Source organism: Pseudoalteromonas sp. SIMBA_162, from assembly GCF_046535955.1.
GTDB classification, from domain to species: Bacteria; Pseudomonadota; Gammaproteobacteria; order Enterobacterales; family Alteromonadaceae; genus Pseudoalteromonas; species Pseudoalteromonas marina.
The window spans coordinates 1-513 of the sequence record NZ_JAWJBQ010000071.1 but is presented as its reverse complement, the minus strand read 5'-3'; the positions used below and the strand labels follow the sequence as shown (position 1 = coordinate 513).

The window sequence follows — 513 nt, the reverse complement described above, 5'->3', positions numbered from 1 at the left end:
CAGCACATTAGCGATTACTATCAACCCAATCAACGATGCCCCCGTTGCCACTGCTGATACTGCAACCATGAATGAAGATGCAGCGCCTATTACTATTGATGTACTCGCGAACGACTCTGATGTAGATGGTGATGGCTTAGTGATCAGTAACACCACTGCCGATGTGGGTGCTGTAAGTGTTGTAAACAACCAAATTCAATACACGCCTGCAGCTAATGCAAACGGTGTTGCAACGGTAACTTACACTGCGAGCGATAATAACGGTGGAACGGCTAGCAGCACATTAGCGATTACTATCAACCCAATCAACGATGCACCTGTTGCCACTGCCGATACCGCAACCATGGATGAAGATGCGGCACCTATTACTATTGATGCACTGGCTAACGATTCAGATGTGGATGGCGACAGCTTAGTAATCAGTAACGCCACTGCCGATGTGGGTGCTGTAAGTGTTGTAAACAACCAAATTCAATACACGCCTGCAGCTAATGCAAACGGTGTTGCAACGGT

The 513-nt window shown here is 47.4% G+C and carries 1 protein-coding gene; it reads left to right on the top strand.

Annotation, left to right across the window (positions count from 1 at the left end; genetic code table 11):
* Window positions 1-513: Ig-like domain-containing protein (locus tag R0J88_RS18750; protein WP_410900692.1), on the top strand; the 513-nt coding region annotated here is incomplete at both ends.